17 protein-coding genes are annotated in these 16,600 nt (G+C 36.5%); 16 read left to right on the top strand and 1 reads right to left on the bottom strand.

Translation table 11 applies throughout. The features are described from left to right. Nucleotides 1-5: 5 nt before the first annotated feature. The gene (locus tag MKX67_RS14650) at nucleotides 6-683 is read left to right on the top strand and encodes a zinc metallopeptidase (RefSeq protein WP_095372775.1); all 678 of its coding nucleotides are present in this window, start codon (nucleotides 6-8) and stop codon (nucleotides 681-683) included. 66 nt (nucleotides 684-749) lie between these two features. On the opposite strand, the gene MKX67_RS14645 is transcribed toward MKX67_RS14650, so the two are convergent. Next, a complete protein-coding gene (locus MKX67_RS14645) occupies nucleotides 750-1,619 on the bottom strand; it encodes a YitT family protein (protein ID WP_095372776.1) in 870 nt (289 codons plus the stop codon). 242 nt (nucleotides 1,620-1,861) lie between these two features. On the opposite strand from MKX67_RS14645, the gene MKX67_RS14640 reads away from it, so the two are divergent. From MKX67_RS14640 to MKX67_RS14570, 15 genes are all read left to right on the top strand, one after another. Next, entirely contained in the window at nucleotides 1,862-2,212 is a 351-nt protein-coding gene (locus MKX67_RS14640; protein ID WP_095372777.1) for a nucleotide pyrophosphohydrolase, read from the top strand. Beyond that, a complete protein-coding gene (dapB, locus tag MKX67_RS14635; RefSeq protein ID WP_095372778.1) occupies nucleotides 2,199-2,999 on the top strand; it encodes a 4-hydroxy-tetrahydrodipicolinate reductase in 801 nt (266 codons plus the stop codon). The genes MKX67_RS14640 and dapB overlap by 14 nt, the downstream gene beginning before the upstream one ends. Nucleotides 3,000-3,016: 17 nt before the next feature. Then, nucleotides 3,017-3,421 carry a methylglyoxal synthase gene (gene mgsA / locus MKX67_RS14630; RefSeq protein ID WP_224937444.1) on the top strand — a complete coding sequence of 135 codons (405 nt, stop codon included), beginning with the start codon at nucleotides 3,017-3,019 and terminating at the stop codon, nucleotides 3,419-3,421. A gap of 2 nt (nucleotides 3,422-3,423) precedes the next feature. Further along, on the top strand, nucleotides 3,424-4,134 hold the full coding sequence (gene bshB1 / locus MKX67_RS14625; RefSeq protein ID WP_095372780.1) for a bacillithiol biosynthesis deacetylase BshB1: 711 nt from the start codon (nucleotides 3,424-3,426) through the stop codon (nucleotides 4,132-4,134). Between the two features lie 2 nt (nucleotides 4,135-4,136). Then, nucleotides 4,137-5,276 (top strand): N-acetyl-alpha-D-glucosaminyl L-malate synthase BshA, encoded by a 1,140-nt coding sequence (gene bshA, locus MKX67_RS14620; protein WP_095372781.1) that lies wholly within the window; start codon nucleotides 4,137-4,139, stop codon nucleotides 5,274-5,276. Continuing rightward, nucleotides 5,276-6,472 carry a CCA tRNA nucleotidyltransferase gene (locus tag MKX67_RS14615; RefSeq protein ID WP_095372782.1) on the top strand — a complete coding sequence of 399 codons (1,197 nt, stop codon included), beginning with the start codon at nucleotides 5,276-5,278 and terminating at the stop codon, nucleotides 6,470-6,472. The genes bshA and MKX67_RS14615 overlap by 1 nt, the downstream gene beginning before the upstream one ends. After that, nucleotides 6,457-7,437 carry a biotin--[acetyl-CoA-carboxylase] ligase gene (locus MKX67_RS14610; RefSeq protein ID WP_342488417.1) on the top strand — a complete coding sequence of 327 codons (981 nt, stop codon included), beginning with the start codon at nucleotides 6,457-6,459 and terminating at the stop codon, nucleotides 7,435-7,437. The genes MKX67_RS14615 and MKX67_RS14610 overlap by 16 nt, the downstream gene beginning before the upstream one ends. Nucleotides 7,438-7,690: 253 nt before the next feature. Next, the gene (gene panB, locus MKX67_RS14605) at nucleotides 7,691-8,527 is read left to right on the top strand and encodes a 3-methyl-2-oxobutanoate hydroxymethyltransferase (RefSeq protein ID WP_307313060.1); all 837 of its coding nucleotides are present in this window, start codon (nucleotides 7,691-7,693) and stop codon (nucleotides 8,525-8,527) included. After that, on the top strand, nucleotides 8,524-9,369 hold the full coding sequence (gene panC, locus MKX67_RS14600; RefSeq protein WP_322909553.1) for a pantoate--beta-alanine ligase: 846 nt from the start codon (nucleotides 8,524-8,526) through the stop codon (nucleotides 9,367-9,369). Before panB ends, panC begins: the two co-directional genes overlap by 4 nt. A 21-nt stretch (nucleotides 9,370-9,390) precedes the next feature. Then, the gene (panD, locus tag MKX67_RS14595) at nucleotides 9,391-9,774 is read left to right on the top strand and encodes an aspartate 1-decarboxylase (RefSeq protein WP_095372786.1); all 384 of its coding nucleotides are present in this window, start codon (nucleotides 9,391-9,393) and stop codon (nucleotides 9,772-9,774) included. A 256-nt stretch (nucleotides 9,775-10,030) separates the two neighbouring features. Beyond that, on the top strand, nucleotides 10,031-11,401 hold the full coding sequence (locus MKX67_RS14590) for a VWA domain-containing protein (RefSeq protein WP_095372787.1): 1,371 nt from the start codon (nucleotides 10,031-10,033) through the stop codon (nucleotides 11,399-11,401). A 224-nt stretch (nucleotides 11,402-11,625) separates the two neighbouring features. Then, nucleotides 11,626-14,427: an ATP-dependent DNA helicase DinG gene (dinG, locus tag MKX67_RS14585; RefSeq protein ID WP_095372788.1), complete on the top strand. Its 2,802-nt coding sequence runs from the start codon at nucleotides 11,626-11,628 to the stop codon at nucleotides 14,425-14,427. A gap of 103 nt (nucleotides 14,428-14,530) precedes the next feature. Next, a complete protein-coding gene (locus MKX67_RS14580) occupies nucleotides 14,531-14,701 on the top strand; it encodes a YpmA family protein (RefSeq protein ID WP_095372789.1) in 171 nt (56 codons plus the stop codon). Nucleotides 14,702-14,713: 12 nt separating this feature from the next. Then, nucleotides 14,714-15,193 (top strand): DUF5590 domain-containing protein, encoded by a 480-nt coding sequence (locus tag MKX67_RS14575; protein ID WP_095372790.1) that lies wholly within the window; start codon nucleotides 14,714-14,716, stop codon nucleotides 15,191-15,193. A 77-nt stretch (nucleotides 15,194-15,270) separates the two neighbouring features. Next, entirely contained in the window at nucleotides 15,271-16,461 is a 1,191-nt protein-coding gene (locus MKX67_RS14570; RefSeq protein ID WP_095372791.1) for a pyridoxal phosphate-dependent aminotransferase, read from the top strand. The last annotated feature ends 139 nt before the right edge of the window (nucleotides 16,462-16,600 follow it).

Below are 16,600 nucleotides of genomic sequence, written 5' to 3'. Positions count from 1 at the left end.
CACCTATGTCGTTTTTGATTTACTTTATCATTATTATGATTGTCCCGATTGCTATTCAAATGTACTTGAAGAAGACGTATAAGAAACATTTACAAATATCTACTTCTTCAAATATGACTGGAGCAGAAGCGGCTAGAAAAGTTTTAGATGAAAATGGGCTTTATAATGTCTCTATCGAACCAGTAAAGGGGCAACTTTCAGACCATTATGATCCGAGAGATAAGACCGTGAGGTTATCTGAGGATAATTATTATGGATCTTCCATTGCTTCTGTATCAGTGGCGACACACGAAGTGGGTCATGCCATTCAAGATGCTGAAGACTATGCTTTCTTACGCTTTAGACATGCGCTTGTTCCAGTTGCGAACATTGGCTCTAACTTATCCTTCTTTTTCATCTTAGGAGGATTATTGTTTCAATTTACTGGTATGATGTTACTAGGTATCATTTTCTTTGCAGCAGCGGTATTATTCCAGGTAATTACATTACCGGTTGAGTTTAACGCCTCATCAAGAGCACTCAATGTTATGGTAAGCTCTGGTGTGATTAGAAATGATGAAGAGTCTGGCGCTAAAAAAGTATTAAATGCAGCAGCTCTAACTTATGTAGCGGCAACAGTTATCGCTGTTATGGAATTACTGCGTTTTGTTCTTGCTTTTATTGGCATGAACAATGATGATTAATATATTTTAAATGTAAAAGCAACTGCTCACTTGAGGTAGTTGCTTTTTGTTAGTTTTTTAGTAATCTCAGCGTTCTAAAGGTTTTTTGTTTTCATCCAATGTAAATCCTTCTCCTAAGACATCGTGCACTTGTGATACGGTGACAAATGCATTAGGATCAACTGAATGGATAAGGTTCTTCAATTTAGTTAGTTCATTTCGAGCCACTACGCAATATAATACTTCACGATCCAGCTTAGTAAATGACCCTCGACCTTTTAAAACTGTGACACCTCTCTCCATTTCATAGAGAATTTTCGCTGATATCTCTTCATTTTTCTCAGAGATAATCATTGCACCTCTTGCAGAATAAGCTCCTTCTTGGATAAAGTCGATTACTTTCGCGCCAACAAAAACGGCAACTAGAGTATACATTGCCTCATAATATTTGAGGTAAAAAATCAGTGATAATGCAATCACGCAAAAGTCAAATACAAACATCGTTTTACCCATAGAAGTACCGGTATACTTATTAACGAGTCGTGCAATTATATCAACGCCACCCGTTGTTCCACCATATCTGAAAATTATACCGAGACCAACACCGATAAAAACACCTGCGAACAGTGCAGCTAAAGTAAGATCATTCTTTAATGGCATATGTATTTGATATCTTTGGAATATTTCAAGGAAAAGAGAAACGCCTAGCGTACCAATAATCGTATAGATAAAGGCTTTTTTACCAAGTAGTTTCCATCCTATGAAAAATAAAGGAATATTCAAAATCAAATTCGTATAAGATGGATTCCAATCAAATAAGAAATACAATAAGAGCGTGATACCTGTAAAGCCACCTTCTGCTAAGTTGTTTTGCATATTAAAGTGAACAATACCGAAAGAGAATATACTAGCGCCAAACAGAATAAGGATAATATTCTTAATTTTCAATCCAAACATTCACTGTGCCCTCCGAAATAATGACATATATTACTTGCCATCTCATTATATAGATTCAATAGAGGATAAGCAATCACACATTAATAGGGGAGCATGGCAGCCGATTCTCGCATACATATACTATTTTTATGGGACAGAAATAAAGAATTAAACGATAGGAATTGTAAAAATGGTTATGTTTAGCTAACATGGAGAGTGTGAATAAAATGATTTGAAAAGGTATGTATATGAGGTGAGAAACAATGAGTAAGTCGATGGAAGAATTACAGAGGGAAGTAGATACCTATATTGGGCAATTTAAAGAGGGGTATTTTAGTCCACTTGCTATGGTGGCAAGATTAACAGAGGAATTAGGGGAGCTGGCAAGAGAAGTCAATCATACATATGGTGAAAAACCAAAAAAGAGTACAGAAAAAGAAAAAGCAATAGAAGAAGAAATGGGAGACATGCTTTTTGTTTTAATTTGTCTTGCTAATTCTCTAAATATAGATTTAGCAAAAGCGCATGACCAAGTGATGCATAAGTTTCAAACGCGCGATAAAGATAGATGGACACGTATTGAAGAAGGGGGAAAAAATAATGAAGACAATTAAGATCGTGATTGCAGGTCCAAGAGGTAGAATGGGGAGTGAGGCAGTTAAGTTAGTTCAGAAAAAAGATAAATATGAATTAGTAGCTGTTGTAGATCATAAAAATGATGGTGGTAATTTAAGTGATTTTAAAGGCTTTGAGGGAATCGATGTTCCTGTTTATTCTGATATAGAAAAATGTTTTAAAAATGAAGATTGTGATGTTCTTATTGATTTAACCACGCCTGAAGTTGGTATGTATCATACGAAAACAGCGCTTACTTATGGAGTGAGACCAGTTGTTGGTACAACTGGATTTACCAAAGAGAACTTACAAGAACTAGAGGATTTATGTCATGAAACTAATTTAGGTGCGATTATTGCGCCAAACTTTGCAGTTGGTGCTGTGCTTATGATGAAATTTTCACAAATGGCAGCTAAGTACTTTAATGATGTAGAGATTATTGAAATGCACCATGATCAAAAACTAGATGCACCATCTGGCACTGCTGTTAAAACAGCTGAGATGATTCGTGATGTAAGAGAGAGTAAGCAACAAGGACATCCTAATGAAAAGGAAACGCTAGCTGGAGCTCGTGGGGCTGATTTTGATGGAATGCATATCCACTCCGTTAGACTTCCTGGCTTAATTGCACATCAACAAGTAATGTTTGGTTCTAGTGGACAAACACTGCAAATTCGCCATGATTCATACAATCGCGAATCATTCATGAGTGGTGTTGCATTAGCTGTCGATACTGTAGTTAAAATTGATACGTTAGTTTACGGATTAGAAAATATTATCGAGTAAGTATGGAGGTGGTGCCGATGAACATTGCATTAATTGCTCATGACAAAAAGAAGAATGATATTGTGAATTTTTCTAAAGCGTATCAAGTTATTCTTTCACAGCACCAATTATTTGCAACTGGTACGACGGGTTTAAGGTTACAGCAGGAAGCTAATCTAACTGTGCATCGTTTTCAATCTGGACCACTTGGTGGGGATCAGCAAATTGGAAGTATGATTGCGCAAAATAAAATGGATCTCGTCTTGTTTTTTAGAGACCCGCTCACCGCACAACCACATGAACCAGATATTACGGCGTTAATCCGATTATGTGATGTTTACGCTGTACCATTAGCGACAAATATGGGCACAGCGGAAGTCCTAATTAAAGGACTTGAACGAGGAGATTTTTCCTGGAGAGAAATTATAAAAGAGAGTGAATAGAAATGAACGAAATAAAGCTTGATATCCTTGCTTTCGGAGCGCATGCCGATGATGTAGAAATCGGCATGTCAGGAACAATAGCGAAGTATGTGGAAAAAGGTTATAAAGTAGGGATTTGCGATTTAACAGAAGCCGAGCTGTCTTCTAACGGTAATCCTACTCTGAGGAAAACAGAAGCAATTGCAGCAGGGCGAATATTAAATGTGTCTGTAAGAGAAGGACTTCATTTAGGTGATAGACAGTTATTTTTAACAAGTGAGCGTATCAAACAGGTAGTAGAAATGATTAGGAAGTATCAGCCGACAATTGTCTTTGCACCATATGAAATAGATAGGCACCCGGATCATGCGAATGCAACGAAAATTGTTGAAGAAGCAGTCTTCTCTGCAGGTATTCGTAAATATCAAACAAATGAGTATCAAACGGATCATAAAGTGAAAAGCTTTTACTATTATATGATTAATGGTTTTCACCAACCTGATTTTATGATAGATATTACATCAACAATAGACAAAAAGATCGCCAGTTTAAATGCTTACCAAAGTCAATTCACGAAAACGGAGGGAGCTGTCGATACTCCGTTAACAAATGGCTATGTGGAAATGGTTGAAGCTAGAGAACGCCTATTTGGACAGCAAGTTGGTGTCAAATATGCAGAAGGTTTTAAGGTGAAAAAACCTTTGATGATCGAAAACGATTTATTTGGAGTGTAAGAATGAATAGAAAACTTAAAATAGGGATTACTTGCTATCCGACTGTTGGTGGGTCAGGGGTAATTGCCACAGAACTCGGAAAAATGCTGGCAGAAAGAGGACATGAAATTCACTTTATTTCTTCTAGCATTCCTTTTCGTTTAAATAAGATATATCATAATATTTTTTACCATCAAGTAGAGGTTAATCAATACTCCGTTTTTCAATATGCGCCCTATGACATCGCGTTAGCAAGCAAGATGGCAGAAGTCATTAAAAGAGAAAATCTTGACTTACTTCATGTACATTATGCAGTGCCACATGCGATCTGTGCCATATTAGGGAAGCAAATGAGCGGGCGAGATGTTAAAATCGTTACAACTTTGCATGGAACAGATATTACGGTTCTTGGTTATGACTCATCGTTAACTGATGCAATAAAGTTTGGAATTGAACAATCGGATCGTGTTACTGCTGTTTCCAATGCATTAATCGCACAAACTTACGACTTAATCAATCCACAGAAAAAAATTATTCCCGTATACAATTTTATTGATGAGCGTGAATATGTAAAAAAAGATGTAGATTACTTGAAAGAAGAATTTCAAATAGCTGAAGACGAGAAGGTTATTATTCATGTGTCTAACTTTCGTGGTGTAAAAAGAGTAGATGACGTCGTGCGTTCGTTTGCTAAAATTGCCGAACATATAAAAGCTAAGCTCCTACTTGTAGGTGATGGTCCACAGATGAGTGATATTTCAAAATTAGTAGACCAATTATCCTTAAAACACCAAGTTATATTTCTTGGCAAACAAGACAACTTAGCGGAACTTTATTCCATTAGTGACTTGATGCTTTTATTGTCCGAAAAGGAAAGCTTTGGCTTAGTCGCACTTGAAGCAATGGCATGCAATGTACCGTGTATAGGGACTAATGTTGGAGGTATTCCGGAAGTTATCCAAGATGGTGTAAATGGATATATTTGTGAACTGGGTGATATTGAAAGTATTGCAGCAGTCGCATTAGATATTTTACAAGATGAAAAATTACATACAAAATTATCATTACAAGCAAAAGAATCTGTACTGACAAGTTTCCATGCCGATAAGATTGTTTCACAATACGAGCAGCTTTATTTTGATCTATTAAGTGAGGCGAAATGATGAAACCAATATTTCAAAGAGCTATTCCGATTATTGAAAAGCTTGAGGAAGCAGGTTATGAAGCCTATTTTGTCGGTGGTGCAGTGAGGGATCTTCTAATTGGTCGTGAAATAGCAGATGTAGATATCGCTACATCTGCAACACCGATTGAAATGAAAGCGATTTTTTCTAAAACGGTTGATGTAGGTATTGAGCATGGTACCATACTTATTCTTCTAAAAGGTGAAGCATATGAAGTAACAACATATAGGGCAGAGTCAACGTATAGTGACTTTAGAAGACCGGATGAAGTCCGTTTTATCCGTCATTTAAAGGAGGATTTACAGAGAAGAGACTTTACTATGAATAGCATTGCTATGGATAAAAATGGTGAATTAATTGACCCCTTCGCTGGAAGGGAAGCAATCAAAAATAGAGAAATAAAGACCGTTGGTTCAAGTGAAGAACGCTTTAATGAGGATGCCTTAAGAATGATGCGAGCGCTGCGCTTTAAAAGTCAATTAGGTTTCCTGCTCGAAGAAGGAACATATGATGCATTAAAAAAGAAAGTGCATCTACTGCAACATGTGGCAGTTGAAAGGAAGCTCGTTGAATTTAATAAATTATTACAAGGAGACTATCGAGTAGATGCCTTGACGCTTCTGCAAGACTCAAACTTGCATCACTATTTACCAATGCTTTCGCAAAAGGAGAAGGGACTTAATCAGCTCGTCACTTATCCTCTTCAATCATTATCTTTGCTTGAAATATGGGTTCTGCTCTTAAAGGTTTTTCAATTAAATGAGCATGAAGCAAAGATAGGATTAAAAGAATGGAAGATGTCAAGTAAAGACATGAAAGAAATACTCAATCTATATCAATGGTTCCAAAAAAGACTATCAACACCTTTTCAAGCTACTACAATTTACCAAAGTGGTTTATCAGTAGCAGTGAGTGCTGAAAAACTTCATCAAGTTTACAATCATGAAAGAGTAGAATATCCTGATCATTTAGTAGAAATGTATAGCAAATTGGCGATTACTTCAAGAAAACAATTAGCAGTCAATGGCAATGATATTATCACTTGGAGTCAGCAATCAGCTGGTCCTTGGCTAAAGGAATTGTTAGCAAAAGTGGAGGAAGCAATTATACTTGGAGAATTACAAAATAATAAAGAAGATATCAGGGAGTGGCTGTTTCAATGGAATCAGAAATAAGGAAGAAGTTATTAAATGCCTTCACGACTCACCAAGATGATTATTTGTCAGGGCAAGCTATTGCAGATTTACTCGGTTGTTCACGCACAGCAGTGTGGAAACATATAGAGAATCTTCGTAAAGAAGGGTTTGAATTTGAAGCGGTGAGACGAAAAGGATATCGCATCGTTGCTACACCCAAAAAAGTGATTGCTGATGAAATACGTTATGGGTTGAAAACAAATATACTTGGTAGTCATATCCATTATGAAGAATCAGTGGACTCCACACAAAAAGTCGCCCATCAATTAGCAACAGATGGTGCATGTGAAGGTACGATTGTAGTAGCAGAAGAGCAAATTAGCGGTAGAGGGAGAATGGATCGAAAATGGATATCCCCTAAATATACAGGTGTTTGGATGAGTGTCATTCTTAGGCCGCAGCTTCCTCCTCATCGTGCACCGCAATTAACACTTATTGCAGCTGTTGCTGTTGTTCAGGCAATCGAGGAAGTGACCGGTTTAACAGCTGAAATTAAATGGCCTAATGATGTGTTGATTAATGGCAAAAAAGTAACAGGGATATTAACAGAGATGCAAGCAGATGCAGATCGAATCGTTTCTATTATTATGGGGATTGGTATTAATGTGAATCAGAAATTAGAAGACTATCCCGAGGAGATTCAACCTATCGCCACCTCCCTTGCAATTGAAAAGAAAGAAGAAATCTCGCGCGCACAGATTATTCAAACCCTTTTATTCAAGCTCGAAAAACTGTATCAACTGTATTTACAGAATGGTTTTCAACCGATAAGAATTTTATGGGAAAGTTATGCCATTAGTATAGGGAAGAATATAAAAGCGCGTACACTATCTGGTACCATAGTGGGCAAAGCGATAGGAATTACAGATGGAGGCATATTGCTTTTAGAAGATGAGGCTGGTGTGCGACATCAAATTTATTCTGCAGACATTGATTTAGAATAATAGATATTTTTTATAGAAAGTTAACACAATTATTGATATACTTTGTGTGGGCAGTATCGGTAAGAACTGCACCTGTTTGACCATCATTTATACGCGAAATCTGCCTAGATCCATTTAGGACCAGGACAGAGGGATGAGTTTAATAATGAGAACACACACTATCCTTCTGCACTTTTTTGTAGAAGGTTATTTTTATGTCTTTCTCATTATCAGTAGATCATCACCTCTTCCTATTAAAAAAGGAGGAAGTAGGATGAAACAAACGACTGATTTTTTGAAAATGAAAAGTAAAGGTGAGAAAATAGCCATGCTCACGGCATATGATTTTCCACAGGCTAAATTATCAGAGCAAGCTAATGTCGATATGATTCTTGTCGGCGACTCACTAGGAATGGTTGTATTAGGTTATGATTCAACGATTCCGGTCACAATGGATGATATGATTCACCATGCTAAAGCTGTGAAGCGCGGGGCAAAAGACACTTTTATCGTGGTAGATATGCCGTTTATGAGCTACCATATTTCCATGGAAGACGCGCTCATAAATGCGAGAACCCTGATTCAAGAAACTGGTGCTCATGCAGTTAAGGTTGAGGGTGGAGATGAAGTAATAGATAAAATTACTGCAATGACAAATGCAGGTATACCAGTTGTGGCACATTTAGGTTTAACACCACAATCAGTTGGTGTGTTAGGTGGTTACAAAGTACAGGGAAAAGATGCAAAAGCAGCCCAAAAACTAATCAATGATGCAAGAAAATGTGAACAAGCGGGGGCTTTTGCTCTTGTTCTTGAATGTGTGCCGCAACAGCTATCTAAAGAAGTATCATTAATCTTAAATATCCCGACAATTGGGATTGGTGCGGGTGTGCATACAGATGGCCAAGTACTTGTGTACCACGACATTCTCACATATGGCGTGGAGCGCGTACCAAAGTTTGTTAAGCGCTATTTAAATAGTGGAGAAATGATGGAAGAAGCCATTTCTTCGTATGTAAAAGAGGTTAAGAGTGGACAATTTCCAGAGGATAGCCATTCTTTTAATATGAAAGAAGAAGAACTTTTAAGTCTCTACGGAGGAAAGAAATGAAAAAAGTGACAAGCATCAAAGAAATGCAGAAAATCATCAAAGGCTTCCAACGAGAAGGAAAATCAATTGGGCTTATCCCGACTATGGGTTATTTGCATGAAGGCCACTTAACATTAGCTAAAAAAGCACGTTCACAAAATGATATAGTCGTCATGAGTGTTTTTGTAAATCCGCTACAGTTCGGAGAAAATGAAGATTTAGCCACTTATCCGAGAAATTTAGAAAGAGATATGCAATTAGCAGCAGAAGTGAAGGTAGATTACCTGTTTCATCCAACAGCAGAAGAAATGTATCCGCAGAAGCAAGCAATAACAATGCATGTTGAAGAAAGAACAGAAAGACTTTGTGGTGCTTCTAGACCTGGACATTTTGACGGTGTTGTCGTGGTTGTTTCTAAATTATTTAATATAATTCAGCCGGAAAGAGCTTACTTCGGTAAAAAAGACGCACAACAACTTGCTGTAATAGATTTGCTTGTGAAAAATTTAAATTTTCCGATTGAACTTATTGCAGTGGATACGGTGAGAGAAAGTGATGGATTGGCAAAGAGCTCAAGAAATGTATTTTTAACAGAAATAGAGCGCAAAGAGGCGGCTGTGCTTTTTGAGAGTTTACAGGCAGCGGAAGCAATCATCACAGAAGGAGAAAAAAATACAGCACGTATCATTGACGTGATGAAAACAATGCTCCATGAGAAGACAAGTGGTGAAGTCGATTATATTGAGGTTCTTTCTTATCCAGAATTACAACCAAGCGATGAAGTTAATGGTGTAATCATTATAGCGTTGGCCGTGAAATTTACCAAGGCCCGCTTAATCGATAATATCATCATCACAGCATGAGGTCATAGAGGAGGGTTTAATATGTACAGAACAATGATGAATGGCAAAATTCATAGAGCAACAGTAACAGAAGCGAACCTAAACTACGTCGGCAGTATTACGATTGATAGTGATATTTTAGATGCTGTTGATATGTTACCAAATGAGAAGGTACAAATCGTTAATAACAATAATGGAGCAAGATTCGAAACGTATATTATTCCTGGTGAAAGAGGGAGTGGTGTTATTTGTGTTAATGGCGCTGCAGCACGTCTCGTTCAACAAGGGGATATTGTGATTATCATTTCATATGCTCAAGTAGCGGAGGAAAAACTCAAAGGTCATCAACCAAAAGTAGCGATTATGGGAGCAGATAATCAAATCATTGATATGCTTCACCAGGAACCAGCTAGTACGATTTTGTAAAATTATAGAACTGTTTGAGAAAAATGCTTGAGTGAATAAGCACGAACAAATTCTGTTTTAAAAAAGGATTTGTTTGTGCTTTTTATTGTGTTTATCGATACAAATAGTTACTAAGCAGATAGGGTTCATTGCAGACTTGTTATATTCATAGTTTCTTTTTGCACAAAATGACAACAGTTTTAGTTAATAATGGTAAAATAATTCGTATGAGTATGAAGGGATAAAGAGAAATAAACCATTGAAGGAGACGGTCAAGGTGAAAAAAACAGCTTTATTATTAGCATTAGCAGTCTTGTCGATATTCATCATTGTTGCGTGTAGTAACGGAGAGACAAAAAAAGAAGAAGTTTTAGATGAGGATGAATCAATTGAGGCTGTAGCAGATAAAGCAAATGATATAAAAGATGAAGAAAATCCAGTTTCTCAAACTTCGTTACCTATTCCCCAATCGTTTAAGGAATCAGTTGACTATGGTTACACAGGGGAATGGGCGATGAAGGAATTTTCCAATGAAGTAAAGTCGGCACTTGATCAGCTACCCTCTATTACGATGGAGGCTACAGAAGAAGAGATTGATGCTTATGAACGTGACATCTTTTCCCTATTTAAAGAGAATTTAAGTATGCCAAATGTACCGATTGATCAATGGCAAGCAATGAAATTTGCAGATCCAACCGTTACAGATGAGGAAAGCCAATTAAAGAAAAATTATAATGTAGCTATATTACTTGATGCTAGTGGTAGTATGGGTGCCCTAGAAAATGGTAAAACAAGAATGGAACTTGCAAAAGAAGCGATTAATCAATTTGTTGATAGTTTGCCAGAAAAAGCGAAAGTTTCATTAACTGTATATGGACATAAAGGAACAGGAGATGAAGCAGATAAAGAAGTTTCATGCAGTACTGTAGAAGAAGTGTATTCTCTTTCAGCCTATGATAGTAAAGAGTTTACAAATGCTCTAGGTAAATTTAATCCAGCTGGATGGACACCAATGACAAAAGCAGTTGAACAAGCAATGGTTAATTTAGAATCACATGATGGTTCAGAGAATACGAATATTATTTATCTTGTGAGTGATGGAATCGAAACTTGTGGAGGAAATCCTGTACAGGCAATGGAAAAACTGAGTGATTCTAACTTAAGTCCAGTCGTTCAAATCATTGGCTATCAAGTTAATAACGATGGCTTAACGCAGTTGAAAGAAATGGCAAGGGCTGCAAATGGGCAGTTTATTAATGTCCAAAATCAAGAGGATTTAAAGGCAGAATTTAAACGAACCACGGAAATGGCTGAAGTATGGTCAGAATGGCATAGAAATAGCAATGATGCCATTAATAATCTTAATAAAACGGTGCAAAAACAATTAAATGACTGGCATCAAAAAGAGCAGGAAAAGATGAATAGAGAGCGTAAAAATCTACAATTGGCTATCAATTATTTAAATGAGGAAAACAAGATAGATACCGATGTTTTCTTACGCTTAGATGAAAACTATCGGGCATACTATTTACAAGTCGATAAAGAAGCACGTAATCTTTATCTTGAACTGGATCAACTGAACAGGGAATCATTTCTTGATAACTGGGAAGAGATTAGTGAGATATTCTTAAAAAACGTGAGTGAATAAGAAGATAGAATGTACAATTTGCAAAAGTGTTCAGAAGAGAAGAAAAGCTCATTTGGTTAGGTGTAAATTGATAGGGTTATGCAAATTTATTAGAATTATTTACTATAAACGAAGGGTATCTGTTTGATGATTAAACTCCTCATTTGCGAAATAAAGAAAGATAACTTTCTCTTTTATCCTTTTTATGATAACGTTTTGTGTGACAGAATGTTCGAGGTGTAACCATGAGTAATAAATATGTTGTCGTAGATTTAGAAACAACAGGAAATTCACCTAAAAAGGGTGATCAAATTATACAATTAGCAGCAGTAGTGATTGAAAATGGACAGATAACTGAACAGTACGCTTCACTTGTACAACCAAGTCACAGTATTCCTCCATTTATAGAAGAACTAACCGGACTAACAGACGAAATGGTGGCCACAGCACCTAAATTTTCAGAGATTGCCAAGAAAGTGGAGCAAATGCTTGAAGGTGCCTACTTCGTTGCACATAATGTCCTTTTTGATTTATCGTTTTTACAGGAAGAGTTTAAAATGGCTGGTTTAGCCGGTTTTTATGGGCCAATTATAGATACAGTTGAACTGGCAAGGATTTTTTTACCAAGTGAGGATAGCTATAAGCTATCTGATTTATCGCTAAACTTAGGTCTCTCTCATGTGAGACCACATCAAGCGGATAGCGATGCTTATGTAACGGCAGAATTACTTTTAATATTAGAACAGAAAATGAAAAGCTTACCATTGCTTACTTTGAAACAATTAAAAGATATTTCCTTTGGCTTAAAAAGTGACTTAGATTTATATTTAGATGATTGGATTCAATGGAAAGAGGAGAGCCATCAATCCCTTCCTAGCAATTTAGAAATTGATCATGGAATCGCTCTTCGTAAAAGTCAAAACAAGCAAGAAGGTAAATTAAACAAATCTGGTATCTTGTATCCTTATACAAAAGAAGAAAAAGAAGCTTATTTGCAAAAAGTGTTCAAACCTTTTGAATCACGAGAGGGACAATATCAGATGATGGATGCAGTTTATAAGGCATTTATTTCCGAACAACATTCACTTATTGAAGCGGGAACTGGTGTAGGTAAATCATTGGCTTATTTACTTCCTTCTATTATTTTTTCTTTGCAGGAAAACGAAAGAATTGTGATTAGTACCTTCACAACTCAACTTCAAGATCAATTGCTTCAGAAAGACTTACCTTTACTAACGCAAATGATACCAATGCCAATAAAGGCAAGTATTCTAAAGGGAAGAAATCATTATATTAGTTTAGCAAAGTTTATTCATACACTTAGAAGTCATGATGATAACTATGATACATGCTTAACGAAGATGCAAATTTTAGTATGGTTAACGGAAACAACAACAGGCGATGTCGACGAACTTAATTTATCTAGTGGCGGTCAATTGTATTGGAATCAAATTAAAAATAACCGCATGTTATTTATTAACGACAAGGACTTTAGAGAAAAAGACTTTTATAATCGTGCAAAGAAGCAAGCTGAGTCAGCACAATTGATTATTACGAATCACAGTATGTTACTTTCTGATACAATCAGTGATTATGATATCTTGCCATCATATCAATATGCAATTATTGATGAGGCTCATCATTTTGTAAAAGCTGCATCTCCTTATTTTGGACGCATGCTAGATTTTATGACTGTTCGGCTCACGATTAATAAATTAGGATTATTCGAACAAAAAGAGTGGATCTTTCAGCTTGAGCAATTGCTAGAAGAAGTCGGTGTTTCAAATGAGGTTATTCATTCATTTGAGGTAAATGAGATGATGGAGAGCTTACATACAGAAATGGATGAGTTCTTTTACTTAATTTCGAAGCTTGTGCAAAAATCTAGTCCTAAGAAGAGTAAATTAGTGCGAGTGAAAATGAATGTCCAAAACCTAATCGCTAAATATGGGCGTCAAATGGATATCCAAGTGGAGAGGTTTTCTTCTATTCTAAAAGAGGTTATTCAAATGTTGACAGCAAGGCTACATGCTATTCAAAATGGACCATCTCCTATTGCGGAAAAGTCACAGCCTCTATTAGAAGATGTCGCATCTGCTGTAAGGGAATTAGAAGGTTATGTCAATTCGTTGGACTTCTTTTTTAAAAACAGCCAAGATTCTCCCTTAGCATCATGGGTAGAAGTTGATTTACGTGCAATTCAGAATGTCACTTCTATTTATGCGGAACCATTAGATGTCTCTGAACGGCTAAGTCAGTCCTTTTTTACCAAGAAAAAAAGTGTTGTTTTAGCCTCTGCTACAATGACCGTAAACCAGTCGTTTCAATATATGGAGAAAGAATTAGGCCTAGAAGGTTTACCTTGTACTAGTCAGCAAATCCCTTCACCATTTCAATATGAAAGACAAGTGAAAATGATTATACCGAAAGACTTACCAGATATTAAAGCGGTGAAAATGGAAGAGTATATTGCCAGTATCGCAGAGCAAATTATTTCCGTTGCTGAAGTAACCAAGGGGCGCATGCTCATTTTATTCACTTCATTTGAAATGCTTAAAGAAACGTATCAACTCATAAAGGAATCGGACTTTCTTAGTGAGTACGCGATCTTTGCTCAAGGAATCTCAGGAGGTAGTCGCTCGCGATTGACGAGAAATTTCCAAAAGTTTGATAAAGCGATATTATTAGGCGCAAGTAGTTTTTGGGAGGGTGTAGATATTCCTGGAGAAGACTTATCATGCTTGATTATCGTTCGCCTACCATTTGCACCGCCTGATGACCCTGTAGCTAGTGCGAAAGCTGCAAAGATGAAAAGAGATGGGGGAAATCCTTTTAAAGAGCTCGCTATACCGGAAGCTGTGATTCGTTTTAAACAAGGGTTTGGCCGCTTAATTCGTTCGAATACCGACAGGGGTGTTGTGATTGTATTTGATAGAAGAATTAAAACTGCAAGTTATGGAAAAGCTTTTCTACAATCGATACCGTCTGTTGAAGCTAAAGAGTGTGATTTGAATGAAACGATTCATATCATTGAAGAATGGTTATAATTTTTAAAAACTAATCGTCTAATATTTATGCAAACCATTTTTACTGGTATACTATTAGACGTAACAGAGAAAATCGGCCTTACTTGTCAAGGAGGAAATACAGATGGAAAGCAAGATTGAGATCTTATCAACAGTAACGATTCAAAATAGTCCAGATTTATACAAAGTTGTTGATAGTTTAAACAGAACATTAAAAGAAAAAGATTTAATGTTCGGCTTAGCATTGGATAAGGATGATGATAGCAAAGCTGTTTTTACAATATATCGTACATAGGTAGTGAAAAGAATGAAAAAAATACTAATCATCGTACTAGCCATTATGGTTGTCATTATCGGTTTTTCGGCAAAAGTTTATATAAAAGCGATGGAGCCGATAAATCAAGCGGAAAAAGTGGCAAAAGAAAAAGCGGAAAATGAGGCGAATCTACAGACCGTAAAAAGAGTAACTCTATATAATGGTAATGAAACGTATTACATTATTGATGGCATTACACAAGAAGATGAAGAGGTGTATGTATGGGTTTCAGCCGATTCTGAGGATGAAGTGATTATAAAAAATAAAGAAGATGGGATTTCAAAAGAAGAAGCAATCGAGAAGGTAAAGAATAAAAAAAATCCCAATGATATTATTTCTGTCAACCTTGGAATGGAAAAATCTATCCCTCTGTGGGAGATTTCCTATAAAACTGGCGAAGGCCTTCTGAATTATTATGTAATAGATTATGAGACAGGTAACGAAGAATTAAAAATATTAGAAAATCTTTAAATAAGTGGTTTGGCTGACTATTCCATGGTCAGCTTATATATATAAAGATAGATTACACATTCTGGAGGATTAGGATAATGAACTTTGAACTAGCACAAAGAGTGCAATCACTGACACCATCTACAACTTTAGCAATTACAGCTAAGGCAAAAGAAATGAAGGCACAAGGAATTGATGTTATTGGTTTAGGTGCGGGTGAACCAGACTTTAATACACCCCAGCATATTATTGATGAAGCTGTTCAATCTATGAATGAAGGATATACGAAGTATACTGCAGCTGCAGGACTTCCTAAACTCAAAGAAGCCATTTCTAACAAGTTTAAACAAGATCAAGGGATTGATATTCCAGCGTCGGATATTATTGTTACAAGTGGTGCTAAGCATGCGTTATACACTTTATTCCAAGTCATCTTGAATAAAGGTGATGAGGTCATTATTCCAACTCCGTATTGGGTAAGTTATCCAGAGCAAGTTAAACTAGCAGGCGGAAAGCCGGTATTTATTGATGGTCTTGAAGAAAATGAATATAAGGTCACGCCTCAGCAGTTAGAGACAGTTATAACAGATCGCACAAAAGCCGTCATCATTAATTCACCTAGTAACCCAACAGGCATGCTTTATAGCAAACCGGAACTAGAAGCGATTGGTGAATTTTGTTTGAAACATAATATCTTAATTATTTCTGATGAAATCTATGAAAAGTTGACTTATGATGGACATCAGCATATTTCGATCGCACAAATCAGTCCAGAATTGAAAGAGCAGACGATTATCATCAATGGAGTTTCAAAGTCTCATTCAATGACAGGGTGGAGAATTGGTTATGCTGCCGGAAATACAGCCATTATAAAAGCAATGACAAACCTTGCAAGTCATAGTACATCTAATCCAACTACTCCTTCTCAATACGGAGCGATTGCAGCTTATAATGGTTCACAGCAACCTGTAGAAGAAATGAAAAATGCGTTTGAAGAACGTTTAAATATTATCTATCAACAATTAGTAGCTATTCCAGGTTTCACATGTATTAAACCACAAGGTGCTTTTTATCTATTCCCTAACGTAGAAGAAGCAGCAAAGCTTACAGGTTATGAAGATGTTGATGCGTTTGTAAAAGGATTATTAGAAGAAGCGAAGGTAGCTGTTATTCCTGGTTCTGGTTTTGGATCTCCGAAAAATATTCGTTTATCGTATGCGACATCACTTGACCTATTAGAAGCAGCTGTTCGTCGAATACATGAATTTGTGAATCAAAAACTGCAGTAATCGTTAAAGGAAGTGGAGCCCTTCACTTCCTTTTCTCATGCTAGAGTTATGTATGATGAAAAGTTGCCTCGAGAATCAGAGAAGGGTATAATAAAGGCGACTTGAATCTAATTGGTAAATGTTTTTGGAAGGGGTATTA

The sequence above is a fragment of the Cytobacillus sp. FSL W7-1323 genome (assembly GCF_038595015.1).
GTDB classification, from domain to species: domain Bacteria; phylum Bacillota; class Bacilli; order Bacillales; family Cytobacillaceae; genus Cytobacillus; species Cytobacillus kochii.
Note: the sequence above shows the minus strand (reverse complement) of the source record. Positions and strands in the feature narration are given on the sequence as shown.